General features: G+C 54.4%; 11 protein-coding genes. All 11 read right to left on the bottom strand.

Annotation, left to right across the window (positions count from 1 at the left end):
* Positions 1 to 57: 57 nt before the first annotated feature.
* Complete coding sequence (locus AC2GXZ_RS28940; protein ID WP_483762722.1) at positions 58 to 2,538, bottom strand: TraM recognition domain-containing protein; 2,481 nt, start codon at positions 2,536 to 2,538, stop codon at positions 58 to 60.
* A gap of 11 nt (positions 2,539 to 2,549) precedes the next feature.
* Positions 2,550 to 4,871 carry a DotA/TraY family protein gene (locus AC2GXZ_RS28935; RefSeq protein WP_483762721.1) on the bottom strand — a complete coding sequence of 774 codons (2,322 nt, stop codon included), beginning with the start codon at positions 4,869 to 4,871 and terminating at the stop codon, positions 2,550 to 2,552.
* A gap of 26 nt (positions 4,872 to 4,897) precedes the next feature.
* On the bottom strand, positions 4,898 to 6,418 hold the full coding sequence (locus AC2GXZ_RS28930; protein ID WP_483762720.1) for a hypothetical protein: 1,521 nt from the start codon (positions 6,416 to 6,418) through the stop codon (positions 4,898 to 4,900).
* Positions 6,418 to 7,029, bottom strand: a complete 612-nt coding sequence (locus tag AC2GXZ_RS28925) for a hypothetical protein (protein WP_483762719.1) — start codon at positions 7,027 to 7,029, stop codon at positions 6,418 to 6,420. Before AC2GXZ_RS28925 ends, AC2GXZ_RS28930 begins: the two co-directional genes overlap by 1 nt.
* Before the next feature lie 3 nt (positions 7,030 to 7,032).
* The gene (locus AC2GXZ_RS28920; protein ID WP_483762718.1) at positions 7,033 to 7,281 is read right to left on the bottom strand and encodes a hypothetical protein; all 249 of its coding nucleotides are present in this window, start codon (positions 7,279 to 7,281) and stop codon (positions 7,033 to 7,035) included.
* 6 nt (positions 7,282 to 7,287) lie between these two features.
* Entirely contained in the window at positions 7,288 to 8,373 is a 1,086-nt protein-coding gene (locus AC2GXZ_RS28915; protein WP_483762717.1) for a hypothetical protein, read from the bottom strand.
* 12 nt (positions 8,374 to 8,385) lie between these two features.
* Positions 8,386 to 9,402 carry a hypothetical protein gene (locus AC2GXZ_RS28910; protein WP_483762716.1) on the bottom strand — a complete coding sequence of 339 codons (1,017 nt, stop codon included), beginning with the start codon at positions 9,400 to 9,402 and terminating at the stop codon, positions 8,386 to 8,388.
* Positions 9,403 to 9,406: 4 nt separating this feature from the next.
* On the bottom strand, positions 9,407 to 10,174 hold the full coding sequence (locus AC2GXZ_RS28905) for a hypothetical protein (protein ID WP_483762715.1): 768 nt from the start codon (positions 10,172 to 10,174) through the stop codon (positions 9,407 to 9,409).
* 13 nt (positions 10,175 to 10,187) lie between these two features.
* Complete coding sequence (locus tag AC2GXZ_RS28900) at positions 10,188 to 10,859, bottom strand: hypothetical protein (protein ID WP_483762714.1); 672 nt, start codon at positions 10,857 to 10,859, stop codon at positions 10,188 to 10,190.
* 221 nt (positions 10,860 to 11,080) lie between these two features.
* The gene (locus tag AC2GXZ_RS28895; RefSeq protein ID WP_483762713.1) at positions 11,081 to 12,394 is read right to left on the bottom strand and encodes a hypothetical protein; all 1,314 of its coding nucleotides are present in this window, start codon (positions 12,392 to 12,394) and stop codon (positions 11,081 to 11,083) included.
* A 431-nt stretch (positions 12,395 to 12,825) separates the two neighbouring features.
* Positions 12,826 to 18,966, bottom strand: a complete 6,141-nt coding sequence (locus AC2GXZ_RS28890) for a strawberry notch C-terminal domain-containing protein (RefSeq protein ID WP_483762712.1) — start codon at positions 18,964 to 18,966, stop codon at positions 12,826 to 12,828.
* Positions 18,967 to 18,968: the final 2 nt, after the last annotated feature.

Here is an 18,968-nt window from a genome sequence, read left to right as displayed (position 1 = left end):
AACAGCCCGATTATATCATGTTAAGTGTATTACACAACCCCGATAACGTTGAACTTCTCACTTAACGCCGTCCAATAACGTAGAATGAGCCTTAAACGTCTTTCGTTGCGCCACTAAACGTTCTGCCTCGTAGCTTACTGAGGTTCCTTGATCGTCTTCGTAGCGTTCCCAGTCGTTAATCAGGGTGTCCACCGCTTTTCGATGCAAATCTTTACACGAATTGGAATCCACAGCGTCCTTTAACATGCGCTCGACCAAGGCGAGAATGTCACTTTTGACCGTCGTGCTGGCAGCGGCCTTGCGCTTTTCCAAAGCGTTCTTGTCATAGTCGTCGAGCCACTTTCGGATCATCGTATGTGACGGCTCGATCGCTTGCGCTTCACACATGTCGAGGAATTGAGCAACGATGTCATTCTCGACAGAATCGAACAGGTCAGCTTGTCTGATCTCACCATCGAATTCAGCAGACGACAATTTACTGACGTTGGAAGCGATGGCCTCGTTGCGTGCAATCGTCGCCCTCTCGCTGTCCGAGAAGGTCTTGACCTGGACGTAGGGAACGAGCCGCAATTCGTCCGGTTCAGGGACATCGCCAGTGTAGAATGCACGGTAGCGAACAACGCGCGCACCACCAAGGCCCTCGCTTTTCGTGCCCACCACCAGGTGGAATTCACCATCGGCCTGCTGCATTAGATCGTCCGCGTCTAGTCGGCCGACATGTTCGACTGAGCTATCGCTAGAAATCTTGAAGCCGTCGATGCGGCCTCGCTGGTAATTCATGGATTTTGACACCTGGACCATCGCCTGGCCGGCCGCGCCATCGAACTTCTTGAAGGTTTCCGATTCCTTGCCACCGGTCATGCGGCCCAAGTGCCGCAGGTTGGTATTTTCCCACGTTGCCTCCCCCTCAGCCTTATCGGCTTTGGAGAGCGACGGAAGATCCTGAGTGCCGAATGTCAACGATACTCCATAGGAGCGCGCCTGGGCGGGCGCTACAGCAAACCCAGGGACGACATAATAGCCGTACTCATCGCAGATAATGGAATACGGGATTTTCGCATTGGAAGGTCTCCCTTCAATGATTTTCCGATAGCTGCCTTCTAGAGGCGTATCCAGAAGAGTAGCCAGTACGCCCTTGATGGCTGAGACCGCCATCTTCCCGAGCTGCTCCATACTCGCCTTCGACCGTTCCAGCGCCGGCAGCAAGACGAGAAGAACGCGGCGGTTCAATAGGACATCGCGATAGTTGATTTCGCCGATCTCGTCAGAATAAATATGGCCGTAATTGAACGTCAGGTTACCGGTTGCTCGAACGAGCTGCATTGTGATGAAACCGTGCTGCTCAAGCACTTTAGCCCGAGACTGATCGTTCCCGCCTTTTTTCTTCTCGCCGTTCTCTTCAGGTGTAGCCCGGTTGCGATCGCGCTCAAGCGCTGCGAACTCACGTTGGAATTCCTCGTAGGTTGCCGTGTCCATCTTAGATGGTCGATGCGGTTTTTCGGGCGCTTCATAACCGGGCAGGTTGTTCAAATAAAGCTGCAACGCGCCGCAATACTTCTCGACAAGCTCGTTATAGAGACGGCGATAGTCCTCTGTACCGTTTCGGAGATCGACAATCTTGCCGTTTTGGTCTCGAAAAATACCGAACCAAACGAGATTTTCGATGTTGGTCAGGATGTAGAAATCGCTGAGAAGCTTGCTGTTGAATAGCAACAGCCCCTTGTTGGCCAAGAATGATAGCGGCGGCGTTATGGCTTCCAGAAACGAAATTGCACGGCCTTGCCACATATCGGAGTTGCCGCCACCCGACCCGCTGTCGAGAAGACTCACCATCAATTCTGCTTTCATCGCGGCACTGCCTGAAGAAAGAGGATTGTATGTGTTGGTGCGGCGGGCATCCAGGCCACTGGCAAAATCCTTGCCACCCATGATGTAATTGATCAGAAGGAGATCTTCTTCACGGCCAAGCACGCGGCACACACGAAAGACGCTCGCAAATGTCTTCGGGTCCGACTTGCCATCAACGAGGATCGCACCGGATTCCAGTACGAGGGAATTGAAGATGTTCCCCATGATCTCTTCAGTTTTACCGGACCCGGTAGTTCCCACCACAAGCCTATGGGTTCTGAGATCGTTGGGCGCTGTCCACAGCTCCTCGTCCGTCTCAAGGTCCATTCCGAGATAGTATAGGCCCTCACCTTTTTTCCCGCCGGTCGAGGCATCCTTGTAGACCCTGCCAGTGAGCTTATGCAGATATGCCGGAACGCGGAAAGACGTTTGCCACTTCCGCGAGCCATACTGGAATTTCATGAGGTAGGTCGCTAACGCCGCGATAAACGCGAACTCGCCCGCCAACGGCAGGTAAAGGCCCACGGATGCAGTGAGCGCTGCGATCGACATGAAGTACCACAGCACGCCCGATGGCGTATCGAGCCCGTCACTTATTCGGCGCGGTAACGTTCTGACATCATCACGCCGGTTCTTCGGCGTGATTTCGATGTTTCTCGATACGCCTCTGAAACTTGCGTTCTGAGCCATCAAACGTCCCCTCAGCCTGCCTTACCGCCGTTGCCACCGCGATTGATGCGCTTGGCCACGAAGTTGCCCGCTCCTTGGCCGGCACCAGAGGTCGCTGACTTGAGGCGGCTCTGCGTTGATGCGCCAACCCCCTCGATGCCCTTCTGCATTGATCCGGCCGCACGTGTGCCAGGGCTCATTACGTTCTCAAGCTGAGACGCAATGGCGTTCTGGCCCAAGATGCTGACACGGACACCAATGAACTCCATCACCGCGTCTCCCAGGCCTGTAATAATCGCGCAGCAGTTCGTTACCAAAGCGATCAGGGTGAGGACGTACATCATGATGAGGCCGAAGCCGAGGAACAAGTTTGAAACGTCAAAGTCTGGAGCGATGATCATGTAGATGCCGCTGAACATGACGTTGACGAAGTCCAAGCCTACCCGCATCACAAGGAAGCAGGCCAGGAGCCCGATGATCATCAATACTGGACGGAAAAAGACTCCGATCATCAGGAGCAGACCCTGCTTGTTCGTCCCGATGATATCGCCCGATTTGTGCGGCGAGAACGTCAACAAGATCCACAACGGAGCCGCAACAACAGCTTCCAGCGCCATGATTACCCAACCAATTGCGCCTGAAAGGAAATAAACGAATGGGAGGAACGGCAGGACGATCGCCAGGATGATACCCAAAGCCAAAAGACCATAGCCAAGATACCCGATCACTTCAGCAACATATGATGCCGCGTATGATCCAGCAGCCGCCAGAATGTTACCATACGCAATGGACGCAATCGCGCCGGCCGTGCCGATGACGTCCATGGCGCTAGATGCCGCGATAGTCAAACCACCGGCCAGAATTGCCGTCTGGCCAAGATCTTGAATCTCAATGAGAGGGTCGTTCCATTGGTTTTCATTGGTTTCGTCCCCACCAGTTCGAGCCTTGGAGAACATGTAAGCATATAACCACTGCATCGTGAGAACCGACGAAGCTTCTTGATTGTTAGCAGCTACTTTCTCAAGGGTTGTCTGATTCCCCGGGTTTGGCTCACCAGCTTCCAAGAATGCACCCTCAAACGTCTTGAGGTAATCGAAGTCCGCGTCGACGCGAGCAAAAAGACGCTCTTCGGTATTGCTGTAGCCACTAATCGCACCCCAGATCGATGTAGCCGAGGCTTTAGGGTCCATCTCGACAGAATTGACGAAACTGAGCTGGTTTCGTGCGTTGTTCAACTTGGTCACATAGGCCGCAAGCGCGCGCTGCCACGTCGCTGCAAACATCCACCCATTATCGGTTGTCGCCGAAAGGAAGCTACTTTTGAGGCCCGACAGCCCCTGAGCTTCTGAGCTTGCGAAAATATTGTTGTTCACGCCAGTGATGAAGGCTGTGGTCTGTTGAGCAACCGCCGTGCCGATTTGCTGCTTGATACCGCTGGTGTTGCGCTGGCCATCAAAAATGCTCTGAGCGATCGGAATAGCTACGGCATCGAGCGCCTGGACGGCAGCAATTGCATTTTGCTGCACGGTCTGAGATGTCATTTCGGTAAGCTGTTCGCCGAAAGTCATGTCCGAATTGTAGACTGTCATGTCTACATTCGTTTCCTGTGGCATTGGCGAGCCGACGAGCTTCACGCTGCCGCAAAGCTCACTGCGTGAATTATATGCCCCGCCGTCCGAGAAGAACCAAACGGCCGCACTTCTATATGTTTGGCCCTGATTAAAGACCGGGCGATCCACAAAAGTTCCACCCATGTCGCTCGACGTGACAGGAGCATCCCCGGTGCCAAGCGTCTTCGAAATGTTGTTCATGTGCAGTCGGCAAAGGTGGCCGGCGATGCGGGTTGCGAGAACGCCGGACATCTTCTTCGCGGTCATGAAAGAGTCGCCGGAATCGGCATTCGACGCTGTATAAGTCGCCGATGTCGTCATTTGATTAGCGACTTCCTTCCAGACATAATCGCCTAGTCCAGAGCCCCATAACAGCAACTGCAGAACAAGGATCTGGATTACGGAAAATCCTCCCGAAACTGGCAGGAGGAGCGCAGCGCCACCAGCGGCACGTAATGTCGTCACAGCTAGGTTCGTCTCTCGGCCTCCTGCTTCGCCGTCGCGGGCAGTGTCGAGAAAGAGCTGGTACATGAGGTACGCGGCGACCACCGTGGCGAAGAACAACACTGCGACGTTGAAGGTGCCGATCACCGTTGTGAGAATTGCACTTCCTGTGGTGGTGGCTCCATCTCCTCCCATAAGAGAGGTTACGGTGCTACCAAACAGCCGCTCCAATATGGAAACTGCATAGTCGTCATCACCTGGAACAAAAATGTTCGATGCTGTTGGATCGCCTGCTGCCATAGCGGTCTGTCCTTACGATGGGCGCGTCACATCGAAAGCGATGCACCGGCTCGTTTTTCTTCTGATGCTTCAAGACGGTATTTGCGAGTGAGCGAGATGATTTCCTTGAGGCCCGCTACAAAGCGCTCGGTCAGCTCGGAGTGAGGAGCATGATCAAATCCGCCATTAATGGCGACGACTCCCCCACCGGAGAGGAAATCCGGATCGTTCGACTTCCTCATATGATCCGCCATCGCAGCCTCAAAGCTACGGGCGATCATCTCCTTTGGACTTTTCAAATACGCCGCATGCTGCGTAGGGATTTGCTCATTCTGGTCAACAAGCCAGTTCAGATATTGGCGGATACCAGTATCATCGAGCAAAATTGCTTCTGCGTCCTCGACTTTCAAATGAGGACGATGGCTCAGGTCGATGCCATGCCCTATCTCATGAACGAGCACTCCCGAGACGCTCGGGCTGAACTTGATCGTCCGCATGTCGAGCACTTCGCCCGCAACCTTCGGCCGGAAACCGCGCATGTAGCCAACTGCACCCGTGTTCTGCACGCCGACACGTTTCCCGAGATGGAAAATGGTACGGTCACCGAACAAATCACGAGGAGCTATTCCTAACATCTCTGCCGATTTTTCGATCGCCAAAGAGACACGCATAAACATGCGACTCTTCCAGCTACCCGGCATCGAAGGATCAGCAACAAACTTTGTATTGTAGCTCTCAGGTTCGGAGATTGGAGCGCCAAGCGCCTTTCCGTCCCAAACTTCAAAGTTAGCCTCGATCTCGCGCATGAATGCCCGATACACGTATGCTTCGTCCCATCCATGGTCGCGGTCAGCGTACAGATCATGAACCCCTTGAAGGTACTCAGTCAGTCGCAGTGCTCTAATGTCGGATTCGAGGCGGTGATCAAGATCCGGCACGCCCCGGCCCGTTTCAGCGGCTAAAAGCACGGCATCATGGAAAGGTCTGAATGTTTCGCCCGCGAGCTTGCCGCGTAGAATTGCAGCGGCAATCGTGGTGGTGGCATCATGATAACCTACTTGCTCGGCAAGGCGGTGCCAAACTTCCACCCCTCGACCGTCAAACGGGATGACGCTCGGTGTTACCCCCATGATGTCCTGAGCAGCCGCAACACGAGCAACGATTCGCTCTCGCTTATCGCTATCAAGCATATTGACGAGGTCCTGGGCTACCTTCGCAGTGGTAGGGTACAGGGACTGGACCAAGTCGGCACCTATCGGGTTACTGAAGCCAAGGAGCTCCTCCCCCTGCCTAAGCTTGGTGGCATCGACCTTTGCCACAATCATCTGGTCTCGTTCGAAAAAGGGCTCAAGGGCAGAAACGATTGTCGAGGTGCGCGAGAAATCACGATAGTTTTTGAACTCAATGCCAGGATGCGCCTCGTTGGCGACCCACCCCTCCAATGCTGAGTTGATGATAGCTCGCGCTTCAGCAGGTTTTTCGAACGTCAGCTTGAGGAAATAGGCACCACCCCGGTCCTGAGAGCGCTCGAGCTTTGCACCTAGATCTTTGAGATCAAACCACTGCATCAGGTATCCCCACCGCCATCGTCGGCAAATATTTCATCGCCAAAGTCTTCGGCGCTGCCGTTCTGATCACCTTCATCATGCAGACCCTGCAAATGATCCTCTGTCGACGCGATCGCGAGGCGGGTACGCCCCCCTCCTTCAACGTTGACAATTTCGGTCATCGAGCTGGCAAACTGCTCGCTGTCCAGCTCGCTCTTGAAAGTGATCTCTTCTCCGTCGTCGTGCAGCTCGCCCCCAAATTTGTAGGACGCACTCTGCAATGCCGAATCGAAAGTTAGTTTTGCGCAGGCACGTATTTTCATGACTGTGCTGGTGCTGCCTGTGCCGTAGGACAATAGGAAGCCGGAATTGTCTCGCAACTTTTCGGCATAGGCCCACATAACGAGCTTCGGTTCGTTGCCGCTCGTGTCGCTGACGAGGAATATGATGTAATCCTGCGTCTGAAATGTCGGGCACAGCTCAAGTTGATTTACCTGATCCTCCGTCAGCACCTTCGACTGACGAATGGCAGAAATGGCATCACCTGGCTCGATCAGCGGCCTGGCTTTGAGCATTTTCTTGTGAGCTTCCACAAGCGGCCGGGCTTCATCCTTATTGCGAACAAGCTCCAACGATCAATCTCCCGTTCGAGGGGAAAGATCGAGATCGTCTTCGACTTCATGGGTGTTGGTCGGCTTGGCTACAGTCAGGACATCACCAGTCGTCCGCTCTGATATCGCAAGCAGCCGATCAAAGGCTGACGCCATTCTTGGGGCATCATCCGCAACGGCATCTTCAAGGAAAACGTGCTGCGCGTCGGCATCCGCCGTGTCAAATTCGGGTGCGGGATCGCCTGCGAACAGGCTCTTAGACAGCTTGCTCATGCCTGATTACCTTTCGTCCGAATCCAGTGCGAGAATAGCCGCCATGGTCGCTGCCATGCGAGAATTGCTCTCGGATCGGAACGTTCTCATTTTGATGCTCATCGCACGAAGCTTGTTCAGCTCCTGCATCAAGCCGCGTTCGTTCTTGGTGGCAAGTTCGGTATGCCACGCGTTATATCCGCTGCCGCCACCATATGTGTCCATCAGGTTGTCGAGGGACGCATTGAATGACGAGCCATCAGCATCTGCGCCGCCGCCGCCTTCGTTCATCGCACGAATGGCCGCCATGGACACCATGGCGGGAGACCGCACAGCCTCAGCTCGCATAGAATCGATCATGAGGATCGACCCCCTTGCTGTGGTCGCCTCTTGGGGTGTTGGCTTTGCGAGGGGAAGGCCGACCAGGTTGTTGAGAAAGGCATCCTTTGCATCGGCCGATGCCGAGGCATTTAGAATGGTCGCTACTTCAACGTCAGCGGCGGGCTCGCTGCCCGCTCCGCTGCAAAGGCCTGCGGCGGCTTCTGAGCTGGTGCAATAGCTTTGCCGGTGCTTGGCAAGCGTGTCCTGGATCGCCTCCTGCGGAGTTTTCGTTGACCCAGGCGCGGCATACACCCTCTCCGGTGTCATGTACTCCCTGGCAGTGTTCTTATATACAGACATCGCGCTCGATGCCTCATCGATTAAAACCGCCGTTTCGCACGCATTTACCGATTGGCCGTCCGGACCAAAATCAGCGTGAGCCTGAGTGATCTGCTTATTGACGTCTGTTTGCGTCATCGTGCTGGCCAAAGCTTCGTCGGATTTCTGAATCGACTGCGAAACTTTCTGCCCATCAACATTCTGCTGACTGGTATCGACCTTTACCGCGCTCATCATGCGCTGATAGGCCAGCGTCATTTGCTGCAAGATAAGGTTCTTGTTCGTATCGAACGCGGTGTTCAATTCCGTCGTCGTCGTGTCGTGGACAGTGGTCCAAGCGGCATCGGGGGCGATCGGGCAATACCCGCCCGCATGCGCTTCCTCAATCGAAATGAACGGAAACACGGCAAGAGCAAAAGCTGCTGACGCGGAAAGTCGTGTTAGCTGTCGCATAGCTCCCCCTTCTTATCTCGATGCCTGCTGCGCACCAGGCATCATCACCGGAGGTCGAGATTTGCCGTTGGCACCGATGAGCTTTTCTGCCCGCGAAAGAGCATATGTGGCTGTCACCATCTCCGTCCGCTGCTGCTGACGGATCTCGTAAGCGAGCGAAGCCAGGTTCGCCGCCTCGATTCTGACCGCATCGAGCAGGATACCGCGTTCATGGCTTCCCGCCATCGACGCGGCCCACTTCTCACCCCCATCATCACCTATGTAGCCGTTGATGACGCCGTCCAATGCAGCTTTGGCGCCATCAGGGGCGTTTTCTTTCGCGATCTGATCCATCGCCCACAGTGCAACGGATTTACGCGAATCTCTGTTGAGCTTTTCTTGAAGGAAAATACTTCCTGAAGGAGACTGACCTTGTGTTTTCACGATCGTGTCGGGAGGGCCCATCACCGCGTTCATATACTCGGCCGCTGCCGAGGTATCTCCGTTGAACAGAGCCTGCGCACTGAGATTCGTGCCACTCAAAATGTCGTCGTAATAACCTTTTGGATCAGCGATCACACCCGGCTTCGCTTTGACATTCCCTGTGTAGGCCGGCCCGCCCGAAAAGGTTTTTTTAAAGGCTGTATGAAAAGTCTCCATCGTGGACTGGACACCGCAGGAGTCGTACCCGAGAGACTGATAACGGTCGGATTCTTCCATGATTTGCATAGCTTGATCGCTAGAAACGTAAGCTGATGCCGTGGCTTCGTTGGATTTGACCACGGTGGTAGCGATCTGGTCATTACTGGAGGCGGTTTGCGCTACACCGGTCTTCAGCGCGCTAATCAGCATCTCAGTCTGATATTCGTGAAGTGCGATCAACTGAGCGGTGCCCGCCGCCATATAGGCTGTAACCGTAGAGCCTAGAAGTGCGGTTCGGGCATTCACAACAGGAACACCGGTCACCAGACATGACTGAGCCAGCGCAGAGCCTGCCATCAAAGCCGTGGCAAAACTCGTAAACCCGAATAGCTTGGCGATGTTGTTCATAATCTCACTCCGTCGCTGAGGTACCGGACATGCCGTCCAGAATGACGTTCTGCAGGGTAGTGCGCGCTGCGTTTCGCATGACACCCGACCGGATAGCCTCAGCTCTTTGAAGCGCCTTTTCCGTCGTCGATGCCCCTTTTTCAGGGACGGTAGGAAGGGGAGCTACAGTGTCAACGAAATCCATCCCGGTCATTGCCTCTTCCGCGCCATAACCGCGATGAGCCAACCACACGGACGCATCAGTGTTGCCGGCATCATAGCCGTTTAGCTTGGTCTGGCAGTAGGAGCCCAGAGCTTCCTTCTCCTGGTCGGAGCAGTACACCTCTTTACGCAAGGCAATCATCGAACTGAGGGTGTCCTCAGTGTTTCCGTTTCCTTCAGCGAGCCAAGCGCTATCGCGGGTGCCGACGCTTTTGCCATGTTGGACCCGCTGTTCTCGGGCTTTGGCAATATCCGACATACCCACGGAAATCATGCAGGCATTGTAGCCTTGGCCGGTCTCGTAATTGTACCGAGACTTAGCCTCGGCCATTTTCATGTTGATGCGGCTCTGCAAGACGGAACTGATCTTTGCCTCACCTGACTTCTGCGACGTGTTGGCGACCTGCTGAGCGCTGGTGTTCGTTTGTGCTGCGTCAATTTTGACCGAGGATAGCAACTGCTGAAAGAAGGCCTGCCAAGTTATGATCCCGGTCTGGTCGCCGGCCGCAAAAACGGGCAGCGCGAACGCCACACCTCCTGCTACCAATGCTGAGGAAATCAAGTTCCGCATAACGGCCCCTCCATCAATCCTTCAACCAGCTCGCGCCCCCGGTGGCGGTGCCAGAGCTAGGCGAGATCTCGATAGATGCTTCGCCCCCTACGTCAGGGATCGATGTAACGACCGAGCTTGCGCCTTCGGATACCGTGGTGTTGACGTTCGTTCCGACGTTGCTGACCGCATCGTTCAACCCGTCAAAATTGAAGTCTGTGCCAAGTGAACTCGTTTGATATGATCCGTACCCCTCAATGCCAGGAGCAGAAATATCGAAAGAACTTCCAAGAATACCGGCAAGATCACCGGAAAGCCCTTTGTTGAAACCTGATGTTGCATCATTGATCTTGCCAATAACGCCATTGATTTGTTCATTTAGCACATCGCAGGCTTTTTGCTTGGCCATGTTGATAGCTTGCTGGGCGATGCCCTGGATACCGCCCGATAGGAAGCCTGCAAGATCGGGGATCATTACGGACAGGTCGAAGCTTTTCAGCAAGTCGGGGCTAATGCACGAATTCGCACCTGTGAAGAATTCAGATGGATTTACCTTCGCGGCGTCGATCACTGCCAAACGCCGCTGAAGAGCGGCCTTCGACGCCTGTTCAACACCACATGTGGCCGCGAAGCTTTCAGTTGCACCGCCGAATGCCGCAGCAACGAGCAAACTACCACCGAGCACAACACCACGGAATCCCGCCATCACCCTCTCCTATCATCCGCTTTATCCTTTCGAGACCTTATAGCCTCAGAAAGCTTCGCTACTTCAACATCCATAAATACAGCTAGGAACGCGTTCACGCGACGCGTTGTCCGCAGCTTATCATCACCTCGACGCGACAACAATTCAATCAACGGCGCGTGTAGCACCGTGTTCGTCGCATCATTCATGCCGCTCATCCAAGCAATTCCGTCTCAAAACGATCATCTGAACGATGACACAGAGGAGATACCAGCAAATGAGCCGAAATCATAGATCGTTTTTAAAGAACCAAAGCGTTCAGCTACCGATCTAGCAATCGTCTCAAGCGTTGAACGTTCAGTGACATGCGTTGTTGGCCTTATCGCTATTCGAACAACGTTGTCATCAACTTTGATTTGGAACTGATTAGCGGCGGTCATCCAGAAATATTCGCTCGCTGGTAGGTCCCCGGAAGCCTTGAGATCATCAATGGCGGTCAACGCGATCTTGGACAATTCTGCCTGGCGGTTCGCAATCGCATCCCGTTTTTTTCGCTCGGCCGCAGCGGTTACAGCGGCTTCTTCAGCAAGCTGAGCATTCTCGCGCGCAACGACAAGACTCCTGAGATTGCTGGTAACGTCGAGTTTTTTACGGTTTATCAGGGACCAAAACCATTTGCCGGGATGGTTCTTTTCTCGCCCCTCGAGCGTAGCGACAAGCGCGGCAAGTGTCCTAATACCGTGATGCTTCAGGCCATACTTCCAGGCCCGAGCGTAGCAAAAATCAGGCCCGTCGTAGAGGATATCCCGCGTTACAGGTTCGAGGACCTTCATAATTTCGTCGTTCTGTGCCTCGCGATAATCGCATCCAAGCATATCCTCTATCGCCTTCTGGAGTTTGGGAGATAGAGCGATGGTTTCCTTTATCGCTTCACGAGAAAATAGATCGTCTGCCTCCCCTATTCTTACTGTTTCCTTTTTCAAAGGAACAATAGAAATAAGAGTGTTCGAATGGCTCCTGTTTTCTGGCAGGGCTTCCGATTTTTTGGAGAGGGATACGGTTTTCTCTGTGACCTGATGGGTGCCAGTCGCTGGCGCCAGGAAGGGCTGAAGCGTCTCAATGAATGGGGATAGGTCGATCTGATCACCATCGATGGCTATCAGGCCTTTTTCCACCAAGCCGCGACGAGCTGCGGTGCATGACGATGCCGAAAGACTGATAAACTCTTCCGCCTCTCTGGCTGAAAAGCGCACCCGGTAATTTCCGCGTAGGACTGCTGACGGCCGCATGGCCATGATGTCGATGAGAGCTGCCAAATAGGTTCGCTCGCATGCAGCCGCGCGGAGCCGTGAAGCAAAAGCGTTCACTGCGCTGCGTATCCGATGAATAAGGTCTAGGAATGTGAAGTAGGCGTCTTTGTCGTCGGTGCTGACCCTATTTGAAGCTGTATAGCAGGCTTCCAAATAGGTTGATGGGTTCAATCGGCTCGTATTGGCTGCGTTATTCGAGCCGGATGCGCCTACTATACGCCGAAGTCGGTCTTCAAGATTGGTCATCAACCCGTCCAACTGAACCGGTTGCTGAATCTGGATGGTAGATTGTGCTTTTGACATGTCCTCTGGTCTCTCTAAGAGAGGGCCGTTTGACTGCAATTCGGCAGAAAGCACTTGTCTCCCGTTCGCAGAAATGGTATTTAAACCATCAACTGCGTTGACCGAGAGATCGGTGAACCAGAACCGCTCAGGAGCTGCGAAACCCTGTTTAGTTCGGCAAGTTTGCTTTCAGACTTGCAATCTTAGGAAAAGGCCTTGTCGACAGACGGGCCTTTTCGCGTTTCAAGCCCTTGTTCATATTCAATTTGCTTCGGTTGCTATTTCCCCTAGTTGCGCGGACAATGGTCCACGAGAATCGCACACGATTCCGATTCTCGCGTAACCGTACATCCAAACCGGTGTATCCGTCAAATAAGCTGACATTTACGTTAAAGTCATAGCTCAAGACGACGACTTCCCTTCTTCAGAGCGAGATCGACCGCGTATTCATGAGCTTTCGCGTGGTGGAGAGACAGGGCACCTTGGACACCCGCGATCGGACCGCGAACCATGATATTGCTGCCCGTCTCCTTTGCGACGGTATGAAATAAGCGGGCCACGTCCTCGGAATGGAAGCTCGTAATGGCAAGAACGCCCTTCGTCAGCTTGGCCTTGTCAATCTTGTTCGTGCCCCGATCAAGAAGCTCCATATCCCCGCCAGCCTTCATCACTAGGTCCGATTTTTTGTGAAACAAGAGAGCCTGGGGCATGGTTGAAGGCCCAAACACGAGGTGGAGATCGTCGCCGGCAATGCCTTTTGCGTGGGTCGCCAAACCGAGTGATGAGAACCCTGACTTAACCTCGACCCACTTCTTATGTGTGTCCTGGAAGCACTCTCGTTCAGCGGTTAGTGTCTTAGAGATATCGGCACCGGCCTCGATGAATACGTCGGAGCCGACATAGATTTCGCTGACCGCTTTCGATGCCATGGCTTTTCGAAGGTCATTGACAATCGCGGGTAGGTTTTTCTCGGCGTATTCGTAGACGCCTGGGGTATCGAGGCCATCCGAAAAGATCGTGGCGAGATCGTTGACCAGATATTCCTTTGTTCTGGAATCAATCTGCCCGTAGTTTGAGTAGCTATAACCCAGGTCATTGCCGCTTGAGACGCGACGATATACGTCGATAAACGCCTGGATCAGCTCTGGATGTCGCTTATCCAGAGGTACCGAAAGTGCTGCGACGTTGCTCTCCAGTTTGCCGATCAGCTTGGAAACATTTTCGTTCTTGAGAATGACGCCATGGCGAACTTCCCCTGAAGAGGTTGTGTAGATCGCCTTTTCACCCAGACGCTGCTTTCCTTGGCTGATTTTGACAGCCTGGAACATGTTCCCGTCTAGGGCATAGCGCTCACGCTTGACCTGGCCAGCCGGCGCATCGTCAAAGGCATGCCTGATGAAATCACGGAAAGCCTCGTTCCGAGTCGAGAGGTAGGCAGTCGGGTTTTCCAGATACCGCGGTATTTTCAAGCCAGCTAGATTTTCAGCGTGGCGCTCCCCATAGGTGTAGGGGGTCTGATATTCGCTATACTGATCTGGCTGACTGTCCAAGAACTCGCCATGGCTGACGATAGCGCGCGCTTTGAAAGCCATTCTGGGTGTTTCGTGCCCTGGGAAAGCCTCCAGGCGCTCCTCGGGCGTCATGTCGGCCAATACGCCGAAGGCACCGGTCAAGCCGACAGTATCGACGTGCGTTTGGCCAGGCGAAGCTACATCCAGCTTCCATGCGCTGAGGTTGAGTGGATCGGCCGGCCTGAACTGAACACGCGTAATGAGGCCTGGTACGAAACGTATCTCTCTGTCGAGATCTCGCGCCATCTCCAAGGCTATTCTGCTTTCTTTCATGCCAGGGAATAGGGCGGTGTCGAATTGAACCAGATTTCCGGGTTCAAGCATCTCGATATTCGCCTGAACGAAATCAGCGTAAGATATTGCCCTGATGATACGCTTCTCGTTTACCGTGGCTTTTGCCAGATCGATATCCGAACGTCGCCGCCAGATCCCTGATGCAACCTCGGCCGTTATCTCGTCCAGGCCGAGCGATCGATCTTCCGACCGACGGTTCAATGTGCGGTCCCAAGCTTCTGAAGACCAATCCGGCTCACCAGACGGCTTGAACAGATCTCCGATCATTTCGGCAGGCGAAACATATCGGCCCATCTGTTCATCGACTAGGTTCCGTTCGCCCCGTTCAAGGTGGTCCTCGATCGTTGCAAACGAAAGTGGCTCTACGCTCTCCTGGTACCGAAGCTTTACGAGGTTCAGTGGGCGTTTGCCCATACTATCCGCAGCGTCGTTGCCGGCGATTAACGTCGAGACAGGTTCTATCGTTGCGCGCCAGTCATGCTGGTTCAGCTTGAGTGGATTGAGGCCACGAGCGTCCAGAGCGTCAATATGCATTCGAAACAGCGTGTCGATCTCTGACAGAACTGTCTCTTGCGTTTTAATGGGCAAGCACACCAAGCGCCCCATCAACCGTCGTGCATAACTGTCGATCTCAGTGCCGCCACCTTCATTCGGGATCGGTAGGTCAAGCTGGACCGCGATGTGGGGATTTTCGTTGAGGTACTGCCGCACGGCCCCCTCGCCGACCGGGTTCATCAGGTCAGCAGCCTCGTCGATGTTGGTTCGGTTTTCACGGGTGGCATTCGACGTGGCCGTAAGCGACCGATTTTTGCGATTGAAGAGCTGGCACAGCCTGTCGTCGGCGGCAAAACCGGACATCGGAACGACGTACTGACCGTCATGCACCTGCCCATATCGCTGTATTCGGCCGTCGATCTGGCGTTCGGCGGTGATTTCCGATTGAAGCTGCAGCTTGATCATCCGGCGAGGACGAAGGTCCACCCCGACAGCAGGGGACGCGTGCATCGAAACGCCAGATGCGGCAGAGCGGTTCATGACGACTATATCGACATCGCCGTTGTTGAAATCACGAATGATGTCGCGTTTATCCACGATCTTGCGGGAAACGACCGAAAAGCTGCCATCCGGGCGCGGCTCCGCCTCAAGAGAACGCTTCGTGATCTCTCCGACTGACAAATCATGCTTGGATGCAAATGCCTTGATTTTGTCGATAGGATCGAGTGTCAGCAGATCAAGACCGGCCCCTTCCACATCGTCAGTAAATCGTTGCAACCAATTTTCATATTCTTCTAAGCGCAGATGGATCTCATTGCCTGTAGGATCGGTCACCTTCACATCGAGCAACTTCGACGCATTCTCAATGAGAACATCGCCAATATTGGGCAATCTCGATATGACACGAGCTGCAACGCCGTCCTCCGTTTGGGTCTCCCCAATGCGGTTTGCCAGCCTGGACAAAACTTCCTTGCCGGTGTTCTCGACGACAACCACTGGCTTCGTACCGGCGGCGATCGCATCGAGAATGAGATCCTGATCATAAACGGATTTGACCGCGACCATTAGATATTGAGAAAATGTGTGGAACTGCGCGACAGGCGACGTGGTCTGGACGTTTACCTTAGCAGCGGCACCGCCACCGCCTCCCGAATAGCGGGAGCCCATCAGGGCAGCCGCCCGGTCGATCTCCGGTGCCATGTCAACCAGTTCTCGCAGAAACCCTGCCGCCCGATCGACCGATTTTACGATATCTGCATGGCGAGTTGGGTCCAACTCTTCAAGTGACACGAAGGACCGGATCGCACCCGAACTATCGACTTCACGCGAAATCATTGTGCCCATGCGGGCCATTTCACCCGATAGGACCTCTTGTAGCGCGAGAGGATTGCCTTCGATCAGTGCAGTTAAGGAGGCAGCATCCATCCCCGTATCTGGCAAGATCGGTGAGTAAATGCGGATGTTTTTCCCTGATTTGAGTGGAGTGGCCGAGCTGTATGTAATCGTCCCGCCGAGCTGCTTGATGCCCTCAACCAAGCGCTCGATCTGGGCGCCAGTATTCGATGCCTCGCCGGCCGCCTTATGGACTTCGTCTAATATCAGCTCCGGTTGCTTGCCGAGCTGCGCCTGGGCACGCGCCCAGGTCAGGATAGCGTCAACCTTCCAAATTCCATTAACAGTTTGGACCTGGCTGTATGTCGCCAATACCATGTTGTGATCGGTCGAGATCCCGTCTTTTTTGGCTGATTTCGTGTCGCCAACGCCGTAGAGTATTTTCTTTTGCTCGTCGCGAATTGCGGCGTCCTGGCTTTGGTTGAAGATAAAAGGCCTCACGAGACCTTGCTTCTTCATCTCGTCCGCCGAGGCGGCATACACGTCGCAAAGGTCGCGGGCGACAAAATCGGTGAACAGGTTCGGTTGCTCTGACCAGAATATGACGGGTCGATCTTCGGCAAACGCCGCCATCGCCATCATCCCAAGCTCGCGACCTTTGCCCACCCCCATGAGATCAGCAAATAGGAAGCCTCGGCCCTCTAATTTTCGGGCGAAGGCTAGAGCTGCACCATCAACCTGCTCAGGGCTGAAGCGCTTGCCAAGTTCGGCGACAGGTATGTTCAGCTTCGCCGCCACAAACTCATCGACATCGCCATGCTTAGCCTGCACATCGATCAAGGCGCGATATGTCAGGCCCTGCAAGCTCTTCTGGATCTTGGTTTGCGCCTCGCCGCAATTCGAGAACGGCTCATACGATCTGACGAACACGTCATCTTCGGTATCATCAACGAGAGTGACTGCTGTGGATGGGATGCCGGAAGATGTCGGTGCCTGCACTTTTGCCTGGTTGGACGCGGGGACCGGGTCCGCTACATCCTCCGGCATGACAGGAGGGGTTGCCTCAACGCCGGCCGCGCCAACCTGTGTCGAGCGGGGTTGCAAAGATGGCGATCGAGGCGATCTTGGCCGAGATACGATATCGGCGGAAGGCTTAGCCGTATCATCGGAAGCTTGACCGGGAGGGGCGGAGGACGCAGCGGGCGTCGACGGCGCTGCACGAGATGGAATGACGGATGGTTGTGGCGTTGGAGCCGGCTGACTGCCCGAATATCCCGGCTCTAGGCCAGGCAGGCCAGTCAACTCCATCATCCGATTGCGAGTCTCGGCCGCCCACGCTACAATTTCGTCCTGATCGAGAAGCAAGGGAAGGGACTCTACTTCGATCTCTCGCAGCTGATCTGTCGAAAGCGGCACTTCGCGCATTGGTCCCAAGGCGTAAAGCAGAACCGGAAATTCTGCCCCCATCTTTCGATACAGCCGACCATCAACACAAGCGGCACCGGCTATATGATACGTCTGACGGAGATAGTTATCCCAAAAGCGCCTTGCGCCGTCTAACGAACCGTTTGTGATCATATCGCCTGGCAAAACGAGGAAAGCACGACCTTCCGGCTTCAAGTGCTGAAGTCCCTCATAGGCGATTTGATGGTCCAGCCGGCGCAAGGTCATCCGTGAACCGAGCCTGTCATGTACGAGCTGGTTGGTTTCCAAGTTTTCGAAAGGGGGGTTGGCTACGAACATGTCGAAGTCGATAGGAAGGTTCTTCGCCTCCTTGATGAAATCACCTTCGATCACAGAGACGCCGTCCAACAATCGCTGAGCGCGGCGGGCGCGAGCCGGATCAAGCTCAACGCCAGTGATGTCTAGATTCCTGCTCAGGAAGGACGACACCAACGTGCCATTTCCTACTGTCGGCTCAAGCAGGCTTTCTCCGTCTTGTGGCAGCAGTACATCAAATGCCGAACGAGAGATTGGAAACGGCGTCGAAAATTGCTGAAGCTTCAGCCTTGTGCCGTTGCGCTCTTGGTGCGCAGCGAGATTGTCATCGAGGCCGATGTTGAACTCGTGAATATCGCCCGCTCGCCGCCCAACGGGCGTGACTAATATCGCAAGTTGCCCTTCGATCTCTTCGTTGAGGTCTAGTCGCCGAAATCCGGGTGTGTCGGCCAGATGTGGGGCACTCGCTAATATGGCGGCATACAGCCCTTTCATCACCCGGTTATCGAGCTTTTCCCCGTTGGCAATCATCATTGCGATCCCTCGCGCTGATCCCGCGAAGGCCTCGGCCGTGATGCCTCGCATGAACGAGTCGGGGCGAGCCTCCCCTTTCCTTCGCCCGTCTTTTGCGGGCTCCCATTCAGCGTGCCAGGTGCCATTCTGAATAATGGATCGGCCGAGGATGCCGTCATAGACATCCTGCATGTATCTATTGGACGCAATACGGCGCGCAGCTACGTTTTCTGCGGTTATACCGAGATCTGCGAAAGCCTTATCTTGCAGCCGCTTCAAAGCCAGGGGCGAGGAGATATCGTGATAAAACTGCTGCGTCTGGAGGCGGTATTCCGGCACCCCCAACGCCGCCCACTGGCGTCTCCCGAGGTGTAGGCCTGGCGGAAGAAAAACCGCGTGACCACGGCCAAGTGTGCCTTCACGAATAACCTGAAGATTGTTGCGTTGAAGAACCTGAGAAAGTCGTCGAATGCGTGGATCTGAGCGGTCTTCGAAGTACAGAAAACCTACGCTTTTCCCGATACCGGAGAGCCGAGACGACAAAATCGCCGCCCCGAACCCTTCAACTCCGAAATCAGGCATGAAAACCTTGGATTGGTCGCTCATGCTCATAG

It is taken from the genome of Aliirhizobium sp. YIM B11859 (assembly GCF_057163345.1).
This window is presented reverse-complemented; position numbering and strand designations above follow the sequence as displayed.

What these genes read in the sequence shown, in the direction of transcription:
- AC2GXZ_RS28920 (WP_483762718.1), bottom strand. Translation starts at nt 7,281, where the DNA reads ATGAGCAAGCTGTCTAAGAGCCTGTTCGCAGGCGATCCCGCACCCGAA.
- AC2GXZ_RS28895 (WP_483762713.1), bottom strand. Translation starts at nt 12,394, where the DNA reads ATGACCAATCTTGAAGACCGACTTCGGCGTATAGTAGGCGCATCCGGC.
- AC2GXZ_RS28890 (WP_483762712.1), bottom strand. Translation starts at nt 18,966, where the DNA reads ATGAGCATGAGCGACCAATCCAAGGTTTTCATGCCTGATTTCGGAGTT.
- AC2GXZ_RS28910 (WP_483762716.1), bottom strand. Translation starts at nt 9,402, where the DNA reads ATGAACAACATCGCCAAGCTATTCGGGTTTACGAGTTTTGCCACGGCT.
- AC2GXZ_RS28930 (WP_483762720.1), bottom strand. Translation starts at nt 6,418, where the DNA reads ATGCAGTGGTTTGATCTCAAAGATCTAGGTGCAAAGCTCGAGCGCTCT.
- AC2GXZ_RS28915 (WP_483762717.1), bottom strand. Translation starts at nt 8,373, where the DNA reads ATGCGACAGCTAACACGACTTTCCGCGTCAGCAGCTTTTGCTCTTGCC.
- AC2GXZ_RS28935 (WP_483762721.1), bottom strand. Translation starts at nt 4,871, where the DNA reads ATGGCAGCAGGCGATCCAACAGCATCGAACATTTTTGTTCCAGGTGAT.
- AC2GXZ_RS28940 (WP_483762722.1), bottom strand. Translation starts at nt 2,538, where the DNA reads ATGGCTCAGAACGCAAGTTTCAGAGGCGTATCGAGAAACATCGAAATC.
- AC2GXZ_RS28900 (WP_483762714.1), bottom strand. Translation starts at nt 10,859, where the DNA reads ATGGCGGGATTCCGTGGTGTTGTGCTCGGTGGTAGTTTGCTCGTTGCT.
- AC2GXZ_RS28905 (WP_483762715.1), bottom strand. Translation starts at nt 10,174, where the DNA reads ATGCGGAACTTGATTTCCTCAGCATTGGTAGCAGGAGGTGTGGCGTTC.